We start from the raw sequence: 20,621 nt of genomic DNA on the forward strand, positions 1-20,621 counted from the left end.
GTTACCGACAATGCGCGATTCGGCGCAGCCTTCTCCTGATGCCAGGGGAAGGCTGCGCCGACGCGGCGTCGATCAGCGGGTGGCGGTGCCCTCGGTGTAGTCCGAGTCGTGGCTCTTCACCCAGGCCATCAGCTTGCGCAGCTCGCGACCGGTCTGCTCGATCGGGTGCGACTCGCCCTTCTTGCGCAGCTCGTTGAACTCCGGCGAGCCGTTGTCCATGTCGTCGATGAAGCGCTTGGCGAAGGAGCCGTTCTTGATGTCGGCGAGGACCGCCTCCATGTTGGCCTTCACGTCGGGGGTGATGACCCGCGGGCCGGAGACGTAGTCGCCGAACTCGGCGGTGTCGGAGACCGACCAGCGCTGCTTGGCGATGCCGCCCTCGTACATGAGGTCGACGATCAGCTTCAGCTCGTGCAGGCACTCGAAGTAGGCGACCTCGGGCTGGTAGCCGGCTTCGGTGAGGACCTCGAAGCCGTACATCACCAGCTGCGAGGCGCCGCCGCACAGGACGGCCTGCTCGCCGAAGAGGTCGGTCTCGGTCTCCTCGGTGAAGGTGGTCTTGATGCCGCCCGCACGCAGGCCGCCGATCGCCTTGGCGTAGGACAGCGCGAGCGGCCAGGCCTCGCCCGACTCGTCCTTCTCGACGGCGACGAGCACCGGGACGCCCCGGCCGTCGACGTACTCACGGCGCACCAGGTGGCCGGGCCCCTTGGGGGCGACCATGAAGACGTCGACGCCCTCGGGCGGGGTGATGAAGCCGAAGCGGATGTTGAAGCCGTGGCCGAAGACCAGGGTGTCGCCCGCGGCGAGCTGCGGCGCGATCTCCTCGGCGTAGAGCTTCCGCTGGTGCTGGTCGGGGGCGAGGATGACGATGACGTCGGCCTCCTCCGCGGCCTCGGCCGGCGTGACGACCCGCAGGCCCTCGGCCTCCGCCTTCGCGCGGCTCTTGGAGCCCGGCTGCAGGCCGACGCGCACGTCGACGCCCGAGTCGCGCAGGGACAGCGCGTGGGCGTGGCCCTGGCTGCCGTAGCCGATGACCGCGACGTTCTTGCCCTGGATCAGGGACAGGTCCGCGTCGTCGTCGTAGAACATCTCAGCCACGTTGGGCTTCTCCTTCTTGGTTGGGCTTGGTTGGTTGGTACGTCGTCAGCCCGCGGCAGGCGGGGCCGGAACGGAGACCGGGCGCAGGCTGCGCTCGGAGATGGAGCGGGAGCCGCGGCCGATCGCGACCATGCCGGACTGCACGAGCTCCCGGATGCCGAAGGGCTCCAGGACCCGCAGCAGGTCGCCGAGCTTGTCGGCGTTGCCGACGGCCTGGATCGTGATCGCGTCGGTGGCGACGTCGACGACCTTGGCCCGGAAGAGCTGGACGGCGTCGAGCACCTGGCCGCGCGTCTCGGCGTCGGCCTTGACCTTGACCAGCAGCAGCTCACGGTTGATCGCCGAGGTGCCGTCGAGCTCGACGATCTTGATGACCTCGATCAGCTTGTTGAGCTGCTTGGTCACCTGCTCGAGGGGGGACTCCTCCACGTTGACGACGATCGTCATCCGGGAGATCTCGGCGTGCTCGGTCGGGCCCACCGCGAGCGACTCGATGTTGTAGCCGCGGCGGCTGAAGAGGCCGGCGATCCGGGCCAGGACGCCGGGCTTGTTCTCGACGAGCACCGACAGCGTGTGCTTGGTGCCGGTCGCGGGCACGATGGCGGTCATGCTCAGAGCTCCACTTCTGCGTCGTCGTCGAACTTCGGCGCCAGGTCGCGCGCGTACTTGATGTCGTCGTTGCTGGTGCCGGCGGCGACCATCGGCCACACCATCGCGTCACGGTGCACCCGGAAGTCCACCACGACCGGGACGTCGTTGATCTCCATCGCCTTGCGGATCGTCGCGTCGACGTCGGCGGGGCTCTCGCAGGACAGGCCCACGCAGCCGTAGGCCTCGGCCAGCTTGACGAAGTCGGGGATCCGCTTGGAGTGCAGGTCGGTGTTGGAGTAGCGCTCGTTGTAGAACAGCGACTGCCACTGCCGCACCATGCCGAGCGACTCGTTGTTGATCACCGCGACCTTGATCGGGATGTCGTTGATCGCGCAGGTGGCGAGCTCCTGGTTGGTCATCTGGAAGCAGCCGTCGCCGTCGATCGCCCACACGGTCGTGTCCGGCCGGCCGACCTTGGCGCCCATCGCGGCGGGCACGGCGTAGCCCATCGTGCCGAGGCCGCCGGAGTTGATCCAGGAGTTCGGCCGCTCGTAGCCCACGAACTGCGCCGCCCACATCTGGTGCTGGCCCACGCCCGCGGCGTACACGGCGTCCGGGCCGGCGATCGCACCGAGCCGCTCGATGACGTACTGGGGTGCGAGGCTGCCGTCGGCCGGGCTGTCGTAGCCCAGCGGGTAGCGCTTCTTGATGCCGGTCAGGAAGGCGACCCACGCCTCGTAGTCACCGGTGTGGCCGGCGTCGCCCTCGGCGCGCAGCGTGGCGACGAGGTCACGGATCACCTCGCGGCAGTCGCCCACGATCGGGACGTCGACGACGCGGTTCTTGCCGATCTCCGCCGGGTCGATGTCGGCGTGGATGACCTTCGCGCCCGGCGCGAACGAGTCGAGGTTGCCGGTCACCCGGTCGTCGAAGCGGGCGCCGAGGCTGATGATCAGGTCGGACTTCTGCAGGCTCGCCACCGCGGCCACCGTGCCGTGCATGCCCGGCATGCCGAGGTGCTGCGGGTGGCTGTCGGGGAACGCGCCGCGCGCCATCAGCGTGGTGACGACCGGCATCCCGGTGAGCTCGGCCAGCTCGCGCAGGTCAGCGGCGGCGCCGGCGCGGATGCAGCCGCCACCGACGTAGAGCACCGGCCGGCGGGCGGCGAGGATGAGCCGCGAGGCCTCGCGGATCTGCTTGGCGTGCGGCCGGGTCACCGGGCGGTAGCCCGGCAGCGCGAGCTCGGAGGGCCAGGCGTAGGTCGTCATCGCCTGCAGCGCCGACTTCGCGACGTCGACGAGCACCGGGCCGGGGCGCCCGGTGGAGGCGATGTGGAACGCCTCGGCGATCGTGCGCGGGATGTCCGCCGGGTCGGTGACCAGGAAGTTGTGCTTGGTGATCGGCATCGTGATGCCGCGGATGTCGGCCTCCTGGAAGGCATCGGTGCCGATCGCGGCCGCGCCGACCTGGCCGGTCACGGCCACGATCGGGACCGAGTCCATGTGCGCGTCGGCCAGGGGGGTCACCAGGTTGGTGGCGCCCGGGCCGGAGGTCGCCATGCAGACGCCCACGCGTCCGGTCGCGGCGGCGTACCCCTGCGCGGCGTGGCCGGCACCCTGCTCGTGGCGCACCAGGATGTGCCGGATCGAGGAGTCCATGAGGGGGTCGTACGCCGGGAGGATGGCGCCGCCGGGGATCCCGAAGATCTCCGTCGTGCCTGCCGCCTCCAGCGACTTGATCAGGCTCTGGGCGCCTGTCACCTGCTCGCTCATCGTTCCTCGTCCTGTCCTGGTTCCCTGTGCCTGGCCAACAAAAAACCCCTCGGCCCGGCGGTGGGCGGCGAGGGGTGACGTGCGCGCGGAGTCGGTGTCGACTCAGCTCACACGTCGCGTGCGTACAAGGAGAAGGTCCATGCGCATGCGACCACGGTAGCGGCACCCGTCGTGCGCCCGCGACCGAGTCTGCCACGCGTCCCAGCATCTGGGACAGCGGTCTCACTCTCCGGCTGGTTCCCGCCCGTCGGCCGTGCAGACGCAGACCTTGTTGCCGTGTGCGTCCGCGAGCACCCAGTAGGCCGGCACCGCCTCCTCGCTCACCAGCGTGCCGCCGGCGGCGACCGCGGCCCGCACCCGCTCCTCGGCGACCTCGCGGGGCACCACGATGTCGAGGTGGAACCGCTGCTGCACCTCGCCCGTCGCACCGGGGGCCTCCTGGAACCACAGCGTGTTGTTGCGCCCGCCGCGGTCCATGATCTCGCTCGGCCACGCCGAGTCGTCGTAGCCGAGCACCGCGGCCCAGAACGGCTTGACCTCGGCGTAGGCCGGCACGTCGAGCGCCAGCTCGAGCGTGGAGACCTCGCGGGGGGCGGCCTCGACGCCGAGCTCGGCGGCGATCTCCGAAATCCGGCGCGCCAGCGCGATGTCGCGGCTGGTCACGCCGTGCACGTCGTGGCTCTGCAGGTCGACGTCGACCTGGGGGTAGGTGAGCACCACGTCGGGGTGGTGGTTGGCCTCCTCGGCCGCCTCGGTGATGCGGGTGACCAGCTCGAGGCCCTTGACGAAGCTGCGCGTCGAGAAGCGCGCATGCAGCTTCATCAGGAAGAACCGCCAGTCGTCGAGGCCCTCGGCCTGCACCTGCGGGTAGCGAAGCACGGTCTTGGAGTCGGTCACGGGAGCACCACCTGTCCGATCGGTCCGGGGTTGAAGGCGACTTCCCAGCGGTAGCCGTCGGGGTCGCCGAAGTAGCCGGTGTAGCCGCCCCACTCGCGCTCGACCGCCTCGCCGACCGGCTCGGCGCCCGCGGCCCGGGCCGTCGCGAGCACCGCGTCGACCTCCGCGCGCGTGGGGACGTTGTGGGCGAGGGTGATCGGGGCCAGGCCGGGCCCGCGCCGCACCTCGCCGACCTCGGCCTCGAAGTGCTCCTGCACCCAGAGGGAGAGCACGAGGTGCTCGCCGGCCTGGATCATCAGCACGTCGCCGGGGACGTCGAGCGACGCCGTCCAGCCGAGGCCGTCGAGGTAGAAACGCCGGGCCGCGTCGAGGTCGCGGACGGCGAGGGTGACGAAGCTGATCCGCTGGTCCACGCCCCCACCTTGGCACACCGCACCGACAGCGCCCAGGCCATGATCAGGGCGCGCGAGGAGGCACTCGGAGGCGAGTGAGCTGGCCGCCGGCCGCGTCGAAGTTGGCCGGGTCGAGCCAGCGCTCGTGCTCGGTCCGCACCGCCGGCCACTCCGCGTCGGTGACCGAGAACCAGTCGGTGTCCCGGTTGCGTCCCTTCGTCACCATGTGGTGGCGGAAGCGCCCCTCGTAGGTGAACCCGAGCCGCTCCGCAGCCCGTCGTGACGGCTCGTTGAGCGAGTCGCACTTCCACTCGAACCGCCGGTAGCCGAGCTCGTCGAAGGCGTGGCGCATCGTCAGGTGGACGGCCTCGGTCGCGGCCCGCGTGCGCTGCAGCGCGCGCGAGTAGAGGACGCCGGCGATCTCCACCTGGCCGTGGGCGGGCTCGATCCGCATGAGGGAGACGATCCCCTGCGCGGTCGACCCCACCGGGACGAGCACGAACGTCTCCACGCCCGGCGCAGCGAGGTGCTCCTCGACGTACGCCTCCATCGCGGGTACGTCGACGGGCGGGTCGGTCGGCCGGTAGGTCCACAGGGGCAGGTCGTCGGGCCCGCACAGCGCGGCGTGCAGGTCGGCGGCGTGCGCCACGGCGAGCGGCTCGAGCACGACGTACCGGCCCGCGAGCCGCACCGGGGACGGCCACGGGCGGGCGCTCCACGCCGGGACGACGTCGCCGACCTGCTGGCCGTGGGCGTTGGTCGCAGGCATGGCCGAAACCCTAGGACCCGGCGGCGGCGGAATCACCGGTGCACCGGTGATCCCGCCACTTCTCGGCCGTTGCAACCCCTGAGAAGTGACAGGAACGCCTGAGTCGTCGGGCCGAGGGGTAGCGTCGTCGGCGTGAGCGAACGCCCCGGCATCGACCCCGCCGCACCCCCGACCGGCACCGGCTGCCAGGAGTGCGAGGCGGCCGGCGGCTGGTGGGTCCACCTGCGCCGGTGCGCGCAGTGCGGCCACGTCGGCTGCTGCGATACCTCCCCGTCCCAGCACGCGACCGCGCACTGGCAGGCGACCGGGCACCCGGTGATCCGGACGTTCGAGCCGGGCGAGGACTGGTTCTGGGACTACACCACCGGGCAGGGCTTCCTCGGCCCGGCGCTCGCCGAGCCGCTCTGCCGGCCCGAGGACCAGACCGTGCCGGGGCCGGCCGATCGGGTGCCGGCCGACTGGCGCGACCACATCCACGACTAGAACGCTGCTCAGAGCTGGGACAGGCCGCCCTCGACCAGCACCCCGCCCGGCTGCTCCTGGTCGTCAGCGGTCGTGATCACCGGGCTCACCGGCGAGCACGCGAGCGTCGTGAGCTCGCAGGCCACGACCTGCTGGGCCCGCAGCACGTTGACGGGGTGTCGAGGGTCGATCCGCTCCGCGACGCCGAAGAACGTGTCCTCGTCGCTCCACCCGGCGAGCACGAAGTGTCGCCACGCGGCGTCGATCGGCCGCTGGTCGCCCGTCGCTGCGTCGTACACGACCGCAGGCGTGGGCCAGGTCCCGACGTCGAAGATCGTGCTCCGGTCCGGTGACAGCCGGCCCGTGCCGTACATCGAGGACTCGGCGAGCGCACGGTTGCGGCCTGTCCCCGCGATGGAGACGCGGTAGCCGTCAGGGAACAACGTCTCGTCCCACCCCTCGTAGACCTCGATGCCGTCGGCGTCCGGACGTGCCGGCTCTGTCGAGCCGTCGTCGAGGTGGATGGTGGTGCCGCCGAAGAAGAGGCGCTCGTCGCTCACCCCGTGCAGGAGCGGCATGATCTCGCCGTACAGGTCGGCCAGGTCGGCGCCGTCGTCCGGCTCCTCGTCGGGGGTGCGGTAGAGCTGCTCCCCCGTGCGCGTGTCGAACGCGGCCACCTGGAGGACGTGGGTGCCGTACTCGTCGGTGGGTCCCCGGGACTGGTCGACGGTCGCGAACACGGACCGGTCCGCGGACACTGCCAGGTTGCTCCAGCCGACGTCCTCGACCTTCTCGGTGTCGCCCTCCGCGCTGGTGAACATCAGCGTCTCGCCGCGCGACCAGTAGACCCCGGTGGCGCCGAGCACGAACTCGTCGACCCGGCGCCCGAGCTCGACCGTGCGCTCCCCCACGTGCAGCGTGCCGTCGTGGAGCCAGCCCGGCGCGGTGACGTCCCATTCGGTCGGCCCCACGGGCAGCGTGAAGGGCTCGTCCCGCGGCGCGCGCTCGGTGGACCCTCCACAACCGGTCACAGCGACGAGCGCGAGCACGCCGACGACGAATGCCCGGGTGCTCACTCGGCCGATGGTCGCACCGGGGTCACGGCGGCCCGAGGGTCGGGTTCGCGTCGCCGGCGGCACGGTCAGGCCAGCGTCTGGGCGATCCGGCGGGTGTCGCCGTCAGCGACCACGCGCGCGAGCGCGCCGTTGACCAGCGGCATGAAGGGCTGGGTGTGGCCGATGTCCATCTGCGCGATCACCGGCACGCCGAGGCCGCCGAGAGCCTCCTCGACCGCCTCGAGCTGGGTGAGGTCCGGCGCATCCGGCGCCGGCGTGCGGCCGACCAGCACCGCGTTGGCGTGATCGAACCAGCCGGACAACCGAAGTCCGTGGAGGATCCGGCACACGTCGTACGCGCCCTGCTCGGCGGCCTCGAGGTAGACGAGCAGACCGTCGTCCGCGTGCGCGCGGCCGAACGCCGGGACGTCGGCGTACGGCGTGCCGGCCAGCGGCGAGAGCACCTCCAGGCAGCCGCCGATGAGGCGACCGGACACGTCGACGTCGCCGCCGCCCAGCACGACCCAGTCGGTGTCGACGTCGAGCGCCATCTCGGTCGTGTCGGGCACCCGGAAGTCGCCCCAGCCGACGCGGGTGCGGCCCGGGCTGCGCTGGACGACCTCCCCGGTCGCGGCGAGGACGTCGGTCCAGTGCAGCAACCCCTCCGGTGGGGCGAGGGGCGTGTCCATGAGGTTCCACCCGTGCAGGGTCGCCCAACCCAGGCGCGTCGTCATCGGCACCAGCAGCGTGGAGATGTCGCTCCAGCCGACCAGCCACGTGGGCTCGGCGGCGGCCAGCCTGTCCCAGTCGAGGACCTCGAGCAGGTCGATCGCCAGCTCACCCCCGAACGGCGGGACCACCGCGGCCACGGTGGGGTCGCAGAGCAGTTCCACGAGCTCCGCCGCGCGTCGGTCGGCAGGGGCCGACCGCACCTGCTCACCGTCGAGGCACTCGCCGACGACCACCTCGAATCCGCGCCGGCGCAGCCACTCGAGCGCGAACTCGAAGCGAGGTCGACCCTGCACGTCGACGCCGCTGGACGGCGCGGTGACGCCGATCCGGTCGCCGGGACGCAGCGGAGCGGGGAAGCGCATGCCTCAGGCTGTCAGCCCGGCCAGGGCCGCGCGAACCATTTCCAGCCCGCGCTCGACCTCGGCGAAGGACGTCGACAGCGGCGACAGCCCGATCCGCAGGCCGCCGGGGTCGCGGTAGTCCGGGATCACGTCGCGCTCCCAGAGCACCGACGTGACCTCGCGCATCAGCGGGTGCTGCAGGGTGACGTGCCCGCCGCGCCGGGCCGGGTCGCGCGGCGAGGCGACCACGACGCCGGCGGGGGCCAGCAGCGAGTCCGCGACCTCGACCGCGTACGACGTGAGCGCGACCGACTTCTCCCGCACGGCCTCGATCCCGGCCTCGTCGATCAGCGCGACCATGTCCTGCAGGGCGAGCATCCCGACGATCGGGGGCGTCCCGGACTGGAAGCGCCGAATGCCCGGCGCCGGCACGTAGGACGGGCCCATCAGGAACGGGTCGACGGAGCCCAGCCAGCCCTGGATCGGCTGGGTGAGCTCGTCGAGGAGCGACGAGGCGACGTAGCAGAAGGCGGGCGCGCCGGGGCCGCCGTTGAGGTACTTGTAGGTGCAGCCGACCGCGAGGTCCACGCCCCACGCGTCCAGCGACGTGGGCACCGAGCCCGCCGAGTGGCACAGGTCCCAGAGGACGAGGGCGCCCGCCTCGTGGGCGATGCGGGTCAGCTCGGGCACGTCGGCCAGCCAGGCCGAGCGGTAGGCGACGTGGGAGAGCACCACCAGCGCGGTCTGCGGCCCGACCACCTCCGCCAGCTGCTCGGCGGTCACACCGGCGGTGACGTCGACGTCGATCCAGCGCAGCGTCAGACCGCACTCGCGGGCGACCCCGTCGGCGACGTAGCGGTCGGTCGGGAAGTTGTCGCGGTCGAGCACGATCTCGCTGCGACCGGGTCGCCCGGCGACGGCCGCGCGCATCAGCTTGTAGAGCAGCACGGTCGTCGAGTCCCCGATCGTCGCCTGCCCCGGCGCGGCGCCGAGCAGCACCCGGCCGAGGTCGTCGCCGATGCGCTGCGGCAGCTCCAGCCAGCGCTCGTCCCACCCGCGGATCAGCCGCCCGCCCCACTCCTCCTCGACGAACCCCGCCAGCCGCGGGCCGGTCGCCCTCAGCGGCCGGCCCAGCGAGTTGCCGTCGAAGTAGACGAGCGAGGTCTCGGCGCCGACGAAGCGGTCGCGGTACGACGCGAGCGGGTCGGTCGCGTCCAGGCGGTGGGTCACGGGCGCGGGGCCGTCATGTCACGCACCGACGCGTAGCGCTCGCGCACCTCCGGCGTGGGGTCCGCGCGCGTCTCGACCGCACCCGTGAGCTCCCACGCGGGCGGCTCGTCGCCGCCGGCGAGCACCCAGGCCGCCTGCCGGGCCGCGCCGCGCGCGACGTACTCCCCCGGCTCCGGCACCGTCACCGGCAGGCCGAGCACCGCGGACGCGATCTCGCGCACCGCCTCGGACCGCGCGGCCCCACCGATCAGGATGATCCGCTCCACCGGAGTGCCGAGCGCACGGACCGCGTCGACGGCGTCGGCGAGGCCGCAGATCATGCCCTCGACGGCCGCGCGGGCGAGGTGTGCCGGGGTGGCGGTCTCGAGCCGGAGCCCGTGGATCGCGCCGGTGGCGTCGGGCCTGTTGGGGGTGCGCTCGCCCTCGAGGTAGGGCACCAGCGCCATCCCGCCGGCGCCCGCCGGGGCGGCGAGCGCGAGCACCGAGAGCTCCGCGTGCGAGACGCCGAGCATCCGGGTGGCGGCGTCGAGCACGCGGGCGGCGTTGAGGGTGGCGACCAGCGGCAGGAAGCGGCCGGTCGCGTCGGCGAACCCGGCGACGGCGCCGCTGACGTCGCCCACCGGGTGGTCGGCCACGGCGCAGGCCACGCCCGAGGTGCCGATCGAGACCACGACGTCGCCCGCGACCGCGCCGAGGCCGAGCGCGGCGCCCGCGTTGTCGCCGGTGCCGGGGCCGAGGACGGCGCCCGCCGGCGTCGTCGGGCCGGCCTCCGACGGGCCGAGGACGCGCGGCAGGACCACGTCGTGGCCGAGGCCGAGCTCGAGCAGGTCGCGCCGGTACTCCCCCGTGGCCGGCGACCAGTAGCCGGTGCCGCTCGCGTCGCCGCGGTCGGTGACCAGGGTGTCGAGCGACGCCGCGCCCGACAGCTTCCACGTCAGCCAGTCGTGCGGCAGGCACACGGCCGCCGTACGCCGCGCGTTGTCGGGCTCGTGGTCGCGCAGCCAGCGCAGCTTGGTGACCGTGAACGACGCGACCGGCACCAGACCGACCGCGTCGACCCACGCCTGCGGGCCCCCGAGCTCGTCGATGAGGTCGAGCGCGGCCTGCGCGGAGCGGGTGTCGTTCCAGAGGAGGGCCGGTCGCACGACCTCGCCGTGCTCGTCGAGGCAGACCATGCCGTGCTGCTGCCCACCGACCGCGATCGCCTCGACGTCGTCGAGGCCGCCCGCCGCCGAGATGGCGGCCTGGAGCGCGTCCCACCAGTGGTCGGGGTGCACCTCGGTGCCCTCCGGGTGGGTCGCCGACCCGCTGCGCACCAGCGCGCCGGTCTCGGCGTCGCAGACCACGACCTTGCAGGACTGGGTGGAGGAATCGACTCCGGCTACGAGACGCACGTGCAGACACTAGTCAGTCTCTGCCAAGGTGTGCGCGTGCGCGCCGCTGCGGGTCTTCCGCTCCCCCTCTCCCATGGTCCCTACGCCGCCGAGGTCGTCACCGTCGGCGCCAACCTGCGCGCGCTGACGCGCGACGGCGTCGACCTGGTGGCGGGCACGCCGGCGGGCGAGATCTGCCAGAGCTTCCGGGGCGCGGTGATGGCGCCGTGGGCCAACCGCGTGGCCGACGGCACCTACGAGTTCGGCGGCCGGCAGCACGAGCTCGCGCTCACCGAGCCCGCCCGTCGCAACGCGCTGCACGGACTCGCGCACTGGGTCGACTGGACCGTCGTCGAGCACACCGCCGACCGGGCGCTGCTGCGCCACGAGCTGGTCGCGCAGCTGGGCTACCCGTGGCCGCTCGACCTCGAGGCCGACTACCGCCTCGGCGACGACGGCCTCACGGTCACGCTGCGCGCGACCAACGTCGGCGCCGAGCCTGCGCCGTACAGCACCGGCCTGCACCCCTACCTCACCGTCGGCCGCCGCCTCGACGACTGCGTTCTGACCCTGCCCGCCGGGACGTGGTGCCCGATGAGCGACCGCGGCCTGCCCTCGGCACCGCAGCCGGTCGAGGGCACGCCGTACGACTTCCGCGAGCCGCGGCCGCTCGGCGACCTGGTGCTCGACCACCCGTTCGGCGGGGTCGCGGACGGCGCCACCGCGACCCTGACCGACCCCGACACCGGCCGCTCGGTCTCGGTGACCGTGCACGGCGGGCTGCCGTGGCTCCACCTGTTCACCAGCGACCCCCTGCCGTGGGGGCAGCGCGAGGCGCTGGCGCTCGAGCCGACGACCGCGCCGCCGGACGCGTTCGGCTCCGGCATCGACCTGGTCGTGCTCGAGCCCGGCGTGCCGCACGAGGTGTCGTTCACGATCCACGGCACCAGCGGCGTCACTGGAAGCTGACGAACCGCACCTTCGGGCGAAGCGCGTGCACGGCGGGCGGCCCCATCCGGCGGACGTCCTCGTCGTAGAAGAGCTTGAAGCCCATCGTGAACTGCCGGGGCCTCGCCACTGCGTGGTAGGTCGCTCGCTTCTGGCCGCGGGTGCCGAAGCCGTCGACGTGCTGGACCATCGCGAGCCCCGGGCGCTCGGCGACCCGGTCGATACCGCGCACCATGTCGGTGCGGAACTGGTGCAGCACGAAGAGCTTCTCCGGCAGGCCGTCCTGCGCGGTGAGCGCCGACAGCCACGCCGAGGTCCGGTTGACCTCGGCGGCGCCGACCTGGCCGATCGTGCGCGCCGGCACCTGCCGCGGGCCCATGCGCCACTCCGGGTCGAGGGCGAGGCCGACCCACGGGTCGCGCAGCGCCCACTCCCACCGGCGCGCCACGTCGAGGAAGTCCGAGCGGCCCGGCTGGAGGTCGAGCAGCAGCAGCGCGCCGTTGCGGTGCGCCGCCCGGATGTAGTGCTCGACCTCCGTGCGCGGGATGTCGTGGCTGTAGTCGCCGTCCGGCCCCGGGCCGCCGTCCGCCACCGTGACGATCAGCTCGTAGACGTGCCCGAGCGGCTGGCCCGGCCGCCGGTACGGCGCGGCCGCGCGGTGCAGCCGGCGGTCCATCGTGTCGGGGTCGCCCTCACCGAGGACGCCCATCGCCGCCGTCTGTGCCGTGCCGTAGTAGGCGACGAGGAAGCGGTTGTCCGCGAAGACCCGGGTGCCGCCGCCGGGCAGCGCGACGGGGGCCGCCGCCGGGCTGGGCTCGGGATCCGGCTCGGCCGTCGGCGACGGACCGTCGGCGGGTGATCGCACCGCCGTCGCCCCGTCCTCGGCCGGCGGCTCCGAGTCGGCGTCGCCGACGCCCCAGGCGACGACGATCAGCCCGACCATCAGCAGGAGGACCAGGAAGAGCGCAGGCCCGCGGTTGTCGGGCTGACCAGGCACGGGCTAGCTGGTGATCGCGCCGTGTGCGGCGGACTGGACGACCTTGGCGTACTTGCCGAGGACGCCGCGGGTGTACTTCGGCGGCAGCGGCTCCCAGCCGACCTTCCGCTTCTCCCACTCCTGCTCGTCGGCGATCTCGACCTCGAGGCTGCGGTTCGCGACGTCGAGCGTGATCTGGTCGCCGTCGCGCAGGAACGCGATCGGGCCGGCGTCGACGGCCTCGGGCGCGATGTGGCCGACGCAGAGGCCGGTCGTACCGCCGGAGAAGCGGCCGTCGGTGATCAGCAGCACGTCCTTGCCCAGGCCCGCGCCCTTGATAGCGCCGGTGATCGCGAGCATCTCGCGCATGCCCGGGCCACCCTTGGGACCTTCGTAGCGGATGACCACGACGTCGCGGGGCTTGATCTCGCCGCGCTCGAGCGCGTCCATCGCCGCACGTTCGCCGTCGAAGACCCGCGCGGTGCCGGTGAAGACCGAGTCGTCGAAGCCGGCGGTCTTCACGACCGCGCCCTCCGGCGCCAGCGAGCCCTGGAGGATCGTGAGGCCACCGGTCTTGTGGATCGGCCGGTCGAGCTTGCGGATCACGTCGTCGTCGAGGCTCGGCGGAGCGAGCTCGGCGAGGTTCTCGGCCATCGTCTTGCCGGTGACCGTGAGGCAGTCGCCGTGCATGAGGCCGGCGTCGAGCAGCGCCTTCATCACGACCGGGATGCCGCCGATCTTGTCGACGTCGTTCATGACGTAGCGGCCGAACGGCTTGAGGTCGCCGAGGTGCGGGACCTTGTCGCCGACCCGGTTGAAGTCGTCGAGGGTGAGGTCGACGTCGGCCTCGCGGGCGATCGCGAGCAGGTGCAGGACGGCGTTGGTGGAGCCGCCCAGGGCCATGACGACGGCGATGGCGTTCTCGAACGCCTCCTTGGTCATGATCTGGCGCGCCGTGATGCCCCGGCGCAGCAAGCCGACCACGGCCTCGCCCGAGCGGTGCGCGAAGCCGTCGCGGCGGCGGTCGACCGCCGGCGGGGCGGCCGAGCCGGGCAGCGACATGCCGATCGCCTCGGCCACCGCGGCCATCGTGTTGGCGGTGTACATGCCGCCGCACGCGCCCTCACCCGGGCAGATCGCCCGCTCGATGCGGTCGACCTCCTCGCGGGTGATCTTGCCGGCCAGGCAGGCGCCGACCGCCTCGAAGGCGTCGATGATCGTGACGTCGTTGCCGTCGACCTGGCCCGGCATGATCGAGCCGGCGTAGAGGAAGACGCTGGAGAGGTCCAGGCGGGCCGCGGCCATCAGCATGCCCGGCAGCGACTTGTCGCAGCCGGCGAGGAGCACCGAGCCGTCCAGTCGCTCGGCCATCATCACGGTCTCGACCGAGTCGGCGATCACCTCGCGGGAGACCAGCGAGAAGTGCATGCCCTCGTGGCCCATCGCGATGCCGTCGGACACCGAGATCGTCCCGAACTCCAGCGGGTAGCCGCCAGCGGCGTGCACGCCGTTCTTGACGGCCTTGGCGAGCCGGTCGAGCGAGAGGTTGCAGGGGGTGATCTCGTTCCAGCTCGACGCGACGCCGATCTGGGGCTTGGCGAAGTCGTCGTCGCCCATGCCCACCGCCCGCAGCATCCCTCGCGCGGCGGCCCGCTCGAGGCCGTCGGTGACGTCGCGGGAGCGAGGCTTGATGTCGGGAGCGGGGCGAGACTCGGTCATGCCCCAAGCCTAGGGCGGCAGGCTCTAGCCTGGTGTCGTGACCGTGATCTGGGCCGACTACGACGCCGTGCTGTTCGACCTGGACGGGGTCGTGACACCGACCGCGATCGTCCACATGCGGGCCTGGTCGGAGATGTTCAACTCCTTCCTGGCCTCCTGGGACGGCGAGGGCGACACCGCGCCCTACACCGACGCCGACTACTACGCCCAGGTCGACGGCAAGCCGCGCTACGACGGCGTGCGCGACTTCCTCACCTCGCGCGGCATCCCGGCTCCCGAGGAGCGCGTCGTGGAGCTCGGCGACCGCAAGAACGACGCGTTCAACGTGGTGCTGGAGCGCGACGGCGTCGAGGCCTACCCCGGATCCGTGCTGCTGCTCGACCACCTGCGGGGTCTCGGCGTGCCGCTGGGCGTGGTCTCGTCGTCCGCCAACGCCCCGGCGGTGCTGCAGGCGGCCGGCCTGCTCGACCGGTTCCAGACGGTCGTCAGCGGCACCGTCGCCACCGAGCTCGGGCTGCCCGGCAAGCCGGCGCCGGACACGTTCGTGCACGGCGCCGAGGTGCTCGGCGCGGCGCCGGCGAAGGCGGTCGTGCTGGAAGATGCGGTGTCCGGCGTACGGGCGGGAGCGGCCGGGCACTTCGGCCTGGTGATCGGTGTGGACCGCGGAGCCGGCGTCGACCGGCTCACGGAGGCGGGCGCCGACGTCGTCGTGGCCGACCTCGCCGAGCTGGTCCCGGCCGAGGGAGCCGGCGCGTGAACCCGCAGCACGTCGGCGCCGACCCGATGGACCGCGGCCGGTTCCCGATCGACCCGTGGGCCCTCGTCGAGACCGGCTACCGCGCCCACGACCTCGGCGTGACCGAGACCCTCTTCGCCGTCGGCAACGGCTATCTCGGCATGCGCGGCACGCCCGAGGAGGGGCGGCCGGCGTACGCGCACGGCACGTTCGTCAACGGCTTCCACGAGACCTGGCCGATCCGGCACGCCGAGGCGGCGTTCGGGTTCGCACGCACCGGGCAGACGATCGTCAACGCGCCCGACACCACGACGCTCAAGCTCTACATCGACGACGAGCCGCTGACGTTCGGCACCGCCGACCTCGAGCACTACGAGCGCCGGCTGGACTTCCGTGACGGCGTCCTGCGCCGCCAGCTCATCTGGCGCACGCCGTCCGGCAAGCAGGTGCGGATCGACTCCACCCGCATGGTGTCGATGACCCAGCGGCACCTGGCGATCTACACCCTGGAGGTCGAGCTGCTCAGCGGCGACGCCCCCGTGGTGGTGTCGTCGCAGATCCTCAACCGGCAGGACGGCATCGACGAGTACCGCATGCCGACCACCGCCGCGGGCGAGCCGGTCGACCCCCGCAAGGCGGCCGCCTTCGGCGGCCGCGTGCTCGAGCCCCGGATGAGCAACGCCACCCGGGAGCGCATGCTCTTGGGTTACCAGTGCGCGCACTCCGGCATGACGATCGCCGTCGCCGCCGACCACTACCTCGAGACGACGGACGCCCACGAGGTCGTCCAGCGGGCGGACGACGACCAGGCCAAGATGGTGTTCCGGGTCGACGCGACCCAAGGCAACCCGGTGCGGCTCACGAAGGTCGTCAGCTACCACACCTCTCGCGGCGTCCCGGTCCGCGAGCTCGCCGACCGCTGCGACCGCACCCTCGACCGGGCCGCCCGGCACGGCCGCGACCACTACCTCGAGGACCAGCGCAGCTGGTACGCCGACTTCTGGGCCGCCGCCGACGTCGAGATCCCGGGCGAGCCTGCCCTCCAGCAGGCCGTGCGCTTCAACCTCTTCAGCCTCGCCCAGGCCAGCGCCCGCACCGACGGTCTCGGCGTCCCCGCCAAGGGCGTCACGGGCTCCGGCTACGAGGGGCACTTCTTCTGGGACACCGAGATCTACGTCATCCCGTTCCTGACCTACACGCAGCCGGCGGTCGCGCGCAACGTGCTGCACTTCCGGTCGGTGATGCTGCCGGCCGCGCGCGAGCGGGCGCGCGAGATGGCGCAGAGCGGCGCGATGTTCCCGTGGCGCACGATCAACGGCGAGGAGGCCTCGGCCTACTACGCCGCCGGCTCGGCCCAGGTGCACATCGACGCCGACATCGCCTACGCGCTGATGAAGTACGTGCTCGCGACCGGCGACCGCGGCTTCCTGGTCCGCGAGGGCATCGACATCCTCGTGGAGACCGCGCGGATGTGGGCCGACCTCGGGTTCTGGCGCACCGGCGGCGACGAGTCCTTCCACATCCACGGCGTCACCGGGCCCGACGAGTACACGACGGTGGTCAACAACAACCTCTTCACCAACGTGATGGCGCGCTACAACCTCGAGGTGGCCGCCGACGCCGTGGAGTGGATGCGCGACGAGCGGCCCGACGAGCACGTCCGCATGTCCACGCGCCTCGGCGTCGACCCGGACGAGGTCACCGAGTGGCGGCGCTGCGCCGAGGGCATGACGATCCCGTACGACGCCGGCCTCGGCATCCATCCGCAGGACGACTTCTTCCTCGACCGCGAGGTGTGGGACCTCTCGAAGACGCCCGAGGAGCTGCGGCCGCTGCTGCTGCACTACCACCCGCTGGTGATCTACCGGTTCCAGGTGCTCAAGCAGGCCGACGTCGTGCTCGCCCTCTTCCTCCAGGGCGACCGGTTCACCCCGGAGGAGAAGCGCGCGGACTTCGAGTACTACGACCCGATCACCACCGGCGACTCGACGCTGTCGGCGGTGGTGCAGTCGGTCGTCGCGGCGGAGGTGGGCTACCACGAGGCCGCGCTCGACTACTTCTACCAAGCGCTCTACGTCGACCTGATGAACCTGCACGGCAACACCGTCGACGGGCTGCACATCGCCTCGACGGGCGGCGTCTGGGGCGCGCTGGTCCAGGGCTTCGGAGGGATGCGCGACCACGGTGGCGCGCTGTCGTTCGACCCTCGATTGCCGGAGTCGTGGGAGGGGCTGCGGTTCCGCCTGTGCTGGCAGGGCTCGCGGGTGCTGGTCGAGATCTCCGAGGACCAGATCGAGCTCACCGTCGAGAGCGGCGAGCGCGACGTACCGCTCCTGGTGCGGGGACGGCCGTACGTCGTCTCGCCCGGCGAGCCGGTCGTCGTGCCGCTGCCCGACCAGGGCACCCGGATCGACGGACTGCTCGGCGACCACCCGGTCATCGGCGGCGTCCGCGCCGACGGCAGCACGATCACCGCGGGCGTGCCGGAGCCGATCCAGCCCCACGAGGACGCCGACCTCGGCGAGATGCCGTCCTACCTCCCCGAGGCGCCGGCGGCCGGCGCCTCGGCCTAGGGCTGGACCGCGGCCTGGAGCCGGGCGAGGCCCTTCTCGAAGTCCTTGCCGACCAGCTTGTCCATGTTCATGAAGCGTCCGACGAAGCCCCAGAAGCCCTTCTGCTCGCCGTCCATGCGCCACTCGACCGTCGTGCCCGCGTCGGTCGGGGTCAGCGTGAACCGGACGTCGTTGGTGGCCGAGAAGGGCTTGAGGAAGGCGAGCCGGACGTCGATGTGCTCCGGCTCCGACGCGGTGATCTCCATGCTCCCCTCGCCGGCCTTGCGATTGCCCTTCCAGGCGTAGCGGGCACCGACCCCTCGGTCGGGGCCGGAGTAGGTGCGCTGCAGATCGGGGTCCAGGTCCTCCCACGGCGACCAGACCCGCCACTGGTGGAAGTCGTTGACCAGCGCGTGCACGGTCGCTGGATCGGCAGGGACGACGGCGGTGCGGACGACGGTGTAGCCGGGCACTCAGATCGCCGCCGCGCGGACGACCATCACGTCCGGCAGGTCGGCGACGACCTGGTGCCAGTTCTCGCCCTCGTCGACAGAGCCCCAGACCGTGCCGTTGCGGCCGCCGAAGTAGAGGCCCGGTCGCTCGTGGGCGTCGGCGCACATCGCGTCGCGCATGACGGCGACGTAGAAGGCGTCCGGCAGACCGTCGCCGAGCTCCTCCCAGCTCTCGCCGGCGTCCCTCGAGCGCCAGACCCGGGCCTTCGCGGCGGGCGGGTAGCGCTTGTCTCCGCCGTTGAGCGGGAAGACGAACACGGTGTCGGGCTCGTTCGGGTGCACCACGATCGGGAAGCCGAAGTCGACCGGCAGGCCCTCGGCGATCGACGTCCAGGTGCCGCCGTGGTCGTCGGAGCGGTAGACGCCGCCGTGGTTCTGCAGGTAGAGGCGCTCCGGGCGCGCGGGGTGCCGGGTCACCTTGTGGACGCACTGCCCGAACTCGGGGTACTGCTGCCCCTCCGGCAGGAACTCCGCCCGGATGCCCTGATTGCGCGGCTCCCAGCTCCGGCCGCCGTCGCTGGTCTGGTAGACGCCGCCGGTGCTGAGCGCGGCCGTCACCGACTGCGGGTCGCTGGGGTGGGGCAGCACGGTGTGGAAGGCCTGACCGCCGAAGCCCGCGTTCCACTGGGGCCGGTGCGGGTGGTCCCACAGGGCCCGCTCCAGCTGGAAGGTCTCGCCGCGGTCGGTCGAGCGGAAGACCGCGCCCGGCTCGGTGCCGGCGTACACGACCCCGTCCTCGCAGCCGGGGACGAGCTGCCAGACCCGCTCCACCTTGGCGTCGGTGTCCTCGGGGAAGCGCACGGCGCCGTTGGGGGTCTCCTGCCAGCTCGCGCCGAGGTCGTCGGAGCGCCAGACCTGGGGGCCGAGCCAGCTCGACGACGCCCCGGCGAGGAGCCGCGGCGTGTCGCCGCGGGTGTCGACGAGGCAGGAGTAGACCTCCTCCATGTCGAAATGGGGTCCGGTGAACTCCCAGTCCACACGGGCCTCGTCGGACGTGCCGAGCCACAGGCCCTTGCGCGTGCCGACCATCAGAAGCGTCCGGTCTGCCATTGCACCCTCCGATCTGCTGAGCCCACTCTGCCGTCTAGATTGACCCGGTGGCCACCAGGAACTCATCGCGCCTGGTGATCTCACCCGTCTGGCTGGTGCTCGCCGGCATCCTCTCCGTGCAGTTCGGCGCCGGCATCGCGAAGTCGCTCTTCGACGAGGTCGCGCCGACGACGATCGTGTGGCTCCGGCTCGCGACCAGCGCGGTGGTGCTGGTGCTCGTCGCGCGGCCAGCCCTGCGTGGCAAGTCGCACTCGGACTGGCTGGTCGCGATCGCGCTCGGCGCGTCGCTCGGGGTCATGAACTGGGCGATCTACCAGTCGTTCCTCCGGATCCCGCTCGGCGTCGCGGTGACGCTGGAGTTCGTCGGTCCGCTCACGCTCGCGGTGGTGGGCTCCCGCCGGGCCCGGGACCTGGTGTGGGTGGCGCTGGCCGGTGCCGGCGTCGCCGTGCTCGGGCTCAGCGGCAGCGACGGCGCGCTGTCGGTCGTCGGGGTGCTGTTCGCGCTGCTCGCGGGCGCCTGCTGGGCGGCGTACATCCTGCTCAGCGCCCAGACCGGGCGCCGCTGGCCGGGGCTCGACGGGCTCGCCGTCGCCTCGGTGGTCGCGATGCTGCTGCTGACGCCGTCCGCGATCGGCACCGGCGGCTCGGACCTGCTCGACCCGCGGATCCTGTTGCTCGGCGCCGCCGTCGGGATGCTGTCGTCGGTGATCCCGTACAGCTGCGAGATGGTCGCCCTGCGCACGATCCGGCCGTCGGTCTTCTCGATCCTGATGAGCCTCGAACCCGCAGCCGCCGCGCTCGCCGGCATCCTCGTCCTCGACGAGTTCCTCACCGCCGAGCAGTGGGTCGCGATGGCCTTCATCATCGTCGCTTCCGTCGGCGCCACCCGCTCCACTCGTCAGGTCGCGCCCGCGCCGGACTGACTCGTCGAGTTGGGCCGCAATGACCCTCGAGTTGGGCCTGCGTCCCGGCTGAGCGCGACTTCGGCCCAACTGAAGCGCGATCTGGGCCCAACCCAACGGTGACCGGGGCCCAACTCGACGGCGCGGCGGAGTTCACGCAACCGTCACACGACGTTGACGACCGCGAAGCGACCGGCCCCTAGCGTGGGGCACACGTTGTCACTCGGGACACTCATGGGGAGCCACCAATGCACCTGCCACGCAACCGCCCGCCGCGCGTGCTCGGCCAGACGGTCGATGCCGTCAGGCGCTGGCCGGTCGAGTCCCAGCAGCGCTCCCGGCGCAACGCCATGATCGCCTCCACCGCCCTCGCACAACGGCGTGCCGAACTCGACGACGTCGAGGAGTTCCTGGCTGATCTCGGCCGGGTCCGGGTACCGGAGGTCGCAGCGCAGGCTGCGCACGGCTGAGTCTGCCGGACGATCGCCTCTCCCTGGTGGTCCGGCAGGCT

At 72.4% G+C, this 20,621-nt stretch carries 20 protein-coding genes; 6 read left to right on the forward strand and 14 right to left on the reverse strand.

Annotated features, from left to right (window positions below; all coding sequences use genetic code 11):
- Nucleotides 1-72 precede the first annotated feature (72 nt).
- The 6 genes from ilvC to HZF07_RS07900 form a co-directional block, all read right to left on the reverse strand.
- Entirely contained in the window at nt 73-1,101 is a 1,029-nt protein-coding gene (gene ilvC / locus HZF07_RS07875) for a ketol-acid reductoisomerase (protein WP_309504655.1), read from the reverse strand.
- Between the two features lie 45 nt (nt 1,102-1,146).
- The gene (gene ilvN, locus HZF07_RS07880; protein WP_157340723.1) at nt 1,147-1,710 is read right to left on the reverse strand and encodes an acetolactate synthase small subunit; all 564 of its coding nucleotides are present in this window, start codon (nt 1,708-1,710) and stop codon (nt 1,147-1,149) included.
- A gap of 2 nt (nt 1,711-1,712) precedes the next feature.
- Nucleotides 1,713-3,464, reverse strand: coding sequence for an acetolactate synthase large subunit (locus HZF07_RS07885; RefSeq protein ID WP_157340725.1), 1,752 nt, complete (start codon nt 3,462-3,464; stop codon nt 1,713-1,715).
- Between the two features lie 222 nt (nt 3,465-3,686).
- Entirely contained in the window at nt 3,687-4,361 is a 675-nt protein-coding gene (locus HZF07_RS07890) for a 4a-hydroxytetrahydrobiopterin dehydratase (RefSeq protein ID WP_181644928.1), read from the reverse strand.
- Nucleotides 4,358-4,774 (reverse strand): VOC family protein, encoded by a 417-nt coding sequence (locus HZF07_RS07895; protein WP_181644929.1) that lies wholly within the window; start codon nt 4,772-4,774, stop codon nt 4,358-4,360. The genes HZF07_RS07890 and HZF07_RS07895 overlap by 4 nt, the downstream gene beginning before the upstream one ends.
- Nucleotides 4,775-4,817: 43 nt before the next feature.
- Nucleotides 4,818-5,522, reverse strand: coding sequence for a GNAT family N-acetyltransferase (locus HZF07_RS07900; RefSeq protein ID WP_157340727.1), 705 nt, complete (start codon nt 5,520-5,522; stop codon nt 4,818-4,820).
- A gap of 132 nt (nt 5,523-5,654) precedes the next feature.
- Between HZF07_RS07900 and HZF07_RS07905 the strand changes: the two genes are divergently transcribed.
- A complete protein-coding gene (locus tag HZF07_RS07905) occupies nt 5,655-6,005 on the forward strand; it encodes a UBP-type zinc finger domain-containing protein (protein ID WP_181644930.1) in 351 nt (116 codons plus the stop codon).
- 8 nt (nt 6,006-6,013) lie between these two features.
- Here the strand turns inward: HZF07_RS07905 and HZF07_RS07910 are convergent, their stop codons facing one another.
- The 4 genes from HZF07_RS07910 to xylB all read right to left on the reverse strand — a co-directional run bounded on the left by HZF07_RS07910 (nt 6,014) and on the right by xylB (nt 10,736).
- Nucleotides 6,014-7,060, reverse strand: coding sequence for a hypothetical protein (locus HZF07_RS07910; protein WP_157340729.1), 1,047 nt, complete (start codon nt 7,058-7,060; stop codon nt 6,014-6,016).
- Between the two features lie 65 nt (nt 7,061-7,125).
- Entirely contained in the window at nt 7,126-8,133 is a 1,008-nt protein-coding gene (locus HZF07_RS07915; RefSeq protein ID WP_157340731.1) for a S66 family peptidase, read from the reverse strand.
- Between the two features lie 3 nt (nt 8,134-8,136).
- The gene (locus HZF07_RS07920; RefSeq protein ID WP_181644931.1) at nt 8,137-9,342 is read right to left on the reverse strand and encodes a kynureninase; all 1,206 of its coding nucleotides are present in this window, start codon (nt 9,340-9,342) and stop codon (nt 8,137-8,139) included.
- A complete protein-coding gene (gene xylB, locus HZF07_RS07925) occupies nt 9,339-10,736 on the reverse strand; it encodes a xylulokinase (protein WP_181644932.1) in 1,398 nt (465 codons plus the stop codon). The genes HZF07_RS07920 and xylB overlap by 4 nt, the downstream gene beginning before the upstream one ends.
- A gap of 36 nt (nt 10,737-10,772) precedes the next feature.
- Between xylB and HZF07_RS07930 the strand changes: the two genes are divergently transcribed.
- A complete protein-coding gene (locus tag HZF07_RS07930) occupies nt 10,773-11,684 on the forward strand; it encodes an aldose 1-epimerase family protein (RefSeq protein WP_157340733.1) in 912 nt (303 codons plus the stop codon).
- Here the strand turns inward: HZF07_RS07930 and HZF07_RS07935 are convergent.
- Together HZF07_RS07935 and ilvD are read right to left on the reverse strand one after the other, a co-directional pair.
- The gene (locus HZF07_RS07935) at nt 11,671-12,660 is read right to left on the reverse strand and encodes a hypothetical protein (RefSeq protein WP_157340735.1); all 990 of its coding nucleotides are present in this window, start codon (nt 12,658-12,660) and stop codon (nt 11,671-11,673) included. The two genes, HZF07_RS07930 and HZF07_RS07935, sit on opposite strands and share 14 nt — an antisense overlap.
- 3 nt (nt 12,661-12,663) lie before the next feature.
- Nucleotides 12,664-14,358: a dihydroxy-acid dehydratase gene (gene ilvD / locus HZF07_RS07940; protein WP_157340737.1), complete on the reverse strand. Its 1,695-nt coding sequence runs from the start codon at nt 14,356-14,358 to the stop codon at nt 12,664-12,666.
- Nucleotides 14,359-14,401: 43 nt separating this feature from the next.
- On the opposite strand from ilvD, the gene HZF07_RS07945 reads away from it, so the two are divergent.
- Nucleotides 14,402-15,115 carry an HAD family hydrolase gene (locus tag HZF07_RS07945; protein ID WP_181645505.1) on the forward strand — a complete coding sequence of 238 codons (714 nt, stop codon included), beginning with the start codon at nt 14,402-14,404 and terminating at the stop codon, nt 15,113-15,115.
- 26 nt (nt 15,116-15,141) lie between these two features.
- On the forward strand, nt 15,142-17,667 hold the full coding sequence (locus HZF07_RS07950) for a glycoside hydrolase family 65 protein (protein WP_157344781.1): 2,526 nt from the start codon (nt 15,142-15,144) through the stop codon (nt 17,665-17,667).
- Here HZF07_RS07950 and HZF07_RS07955 read toward each other — a convergent pair.
- The gene (locus HZF07_RS07955; RefSeq protein WP_181644933.1) at nt 17,664-18,119 is read right to left on the reverse strand and encodes an SRPBCC family protein; all 456 of its coding nucleotides are present in this window, start codon (nt 18,117-18,119) and stop codon (nt 17,664-17,666) included. The genes HZF07_RS07950 and HZF07_RS07955 overlap by 4 nt on opposite strands.
- Nucleotides 18,120-19,208: a WD40/YVTN/BNR-like repeat-containing protein gene (locus tag HZF07_RS07960; RefSeq protein ID WP_157340739.1), complete on the reverse strand. Its 1,089-nt coding sequence runs from the start codon at nt 19,206-19,208 to the stop codon at nt 18,120-18,122.
- Nucleotides 19,209-19,255: 47 nt separating this feature from the next.
- Between HZF07_RS07960 and HZF07_RS07965 the strand changes: the two genes are divergently transcribed.
- Nucleotides 19,256-20,131, forward strand: a complete 876-nt coding sequence (locus HZF07_RS07965; RefSeq protein WP_181644934.1) for an EamA family transporter — start codon at nt 19,256-19,258, stop codon at nt 20,129-20,131.
- 227 nt (nt 20,132-20,358) lie between these two features.
- The gene (locus tag HZF07_RS07970) at nt 20,359-20,580 is read left to right on the forward strand and encodes a hypothetical protein (RefSeq protein ID WP_157340741.1); all 222 of its coding nucleotides are present in this window, start codon (nt 20,359-20,361) and stop codon (nt 20,578-20,580) included.
- Nucleotides 20,581-20,621 lie beyond the last annotated feature (41 nt).

Source organism: Nocardioides agri (genome assembly GCF_013778305.1).
Classification (GTDB): domain Bacteria; phylum Actinomycetota; class Actinomycetes; order Propionibacteriales; family Nocardioidaceae; genus Nocardioides; species Nocardioides agri.

Excerpts from the sequence above, each read along its gene's own strand:
- ilvN (WP_157340723.1), bottom strand. The coding sequence starts at position 1,710 with ATGACCGCCATCGTGCCCGCGACCGGCACCAAGCACACGCTGTCGGTG.
- HZF07_RS07885 (WP_157340725.1), bottom strand. The coding sequence starts at position 3,464 with ATGAGCGAGCAGGTGACAGGCGCCCAGAGCCTGATCAAGTCGCTGGAG.
- HZF07_RS07900 (WP_157340727.1), bottom strand. The coding sequence starts at position 5,522 with ATGCCTGCGACCAACGCCCACGGCCAGCAGGTCGGCGACGTCGTCCCG.
- HZF07_RS07915 (WP_157340731.1), bottom strand. The coding sequence starts at position 8,133 with ATGCGCTTCCCCGCTCCGCTGCGTCCCGGCGACCGGATCGGCGTCACC.
- ilvD (WP_157340737.1), bottom strand. The coding sequence starts at position 14,358 with ATGACCGAGTCTCGCCCCGCTCCCGACATCAAGCCTCGCTCCCGCGAC.
- HZF07_RS07950 (WP_157344781.1), top strand. The coding sequence starts at position 15,142 with ATGGACCGCGGCCGGTTCCCGATCGACCCGTGGGCCCTCGTCGAGACC.
- HZF07_RS07960 (WP_157340739.1), bottom strand. The coding sequence starts at position 19,208 with ATGGCAGACCGGACGCTTCTGATGGTCGGCACGCGCAAGGGCCTGTGG.
- HZF07_RS07970 (WP_157340741.1), top strand. The coding sequence starts at position 20,359 with ATGCACCTGCCACGCAACCGCCCGCCGCGCGTGCTCGGCCAGACGGTC.